Annotated in this window: 1 protein-coding gene; it reads right to left on the minus strand. The window is 34.6% G+C overall.

What is annotated here, in order from left to right; translation table 11 throughout:
- Positions 1-42: 42 nt before the first annotated feature.
- The gene (locus tag AAC854_RS22815) at positions 43-606 is read right to left on the minus strand and encodes a non-canonical purine NTP pyrophosphatase (RefSeq protein ID WP_340619087.1); all 564 of its coding nucleotides are present in this window, start codon (positions 604-606) and stop codon (positions 43-45) included.
- Positions 607-737 lie beyond the last annotated feature (131 nt).

Consider the following 737-nt stretch of genomic DNA (forward strand, 5'->3'; position numbering starts at 1 on the left):
GAGTACTTAGGTCAAAATGCCTTCAAAACACCACAAAGAAAATCATGTAAAAACAAGACATTGAATGCATGTTTTGAAAGACTTAATTATTAAGATCCTGTATATGAACTGACAATAAAAGCTCCCATCATCTGTTACTTTTAATATCTGCCAAAGATCAGACCAACCAGTTGCATTACTTTGCTCTAACAGAGAGTGAGAAATTGATAGCCCGCTCGTAATGCCTGAGAAAAAGACCACCTTATTATTTTCCGTTCTGAGCGCCAGATGATTGGTGAAATAACACTTCCGGTTATCTTTTCCTGCTAATAGATTAATAATCCCCTGAGCACCTAACGAAGATAAAATATATTTAGTATACAGCGAGGGAAAACCATTAAGAGCATCTATATGGAAGGTGCTGTCTTCAATAAAAACACAAGAAGAGGGAACATGCGGGATTTGGTTTAATTTAAATAGTAAGTTTTCCTGAGGATCTTCTGTTTGTAATTCTTTAAAGTCGAAGCTTTTATGAATCAGGTTTATGTTAGTGTTAGTGTCACCGGAAAAAATAGTTTCGGCATAAGAGTATTTCTTTGAGCTGGATGTGTAAAAACAGAGATTCATAATCAGATCACTATGTTATTTGTTATATATAACTTTTCAAAATGGTAGGAGTGTCAAAGAAACTCAGTCCAAATTTTGCGAGTTTTGATTTTCCAGAAACAAAAAGGCAAAAAAGAGGACTGAGTTATGCT

Source organism: Xenorhabdus entomophaga (assembly GCF_037996725.1).
GTDB lineage: Bacteria > Pseudomonadota > Gammaproteobacteria > Enterobacterales > Enterobacteriaceae > Xenorhabdus > Xenorhabdus khoisanae.

Excerpts from the sequence above, each read along its gene's own strand:
- AAC854_RS22815 (WP_340619087.1), bottom strand. The coding sequence starts at position 606 with ATGAATCTCTGTTTTTACACATCCAGCTCAAAGAAATACTCTTATGCC.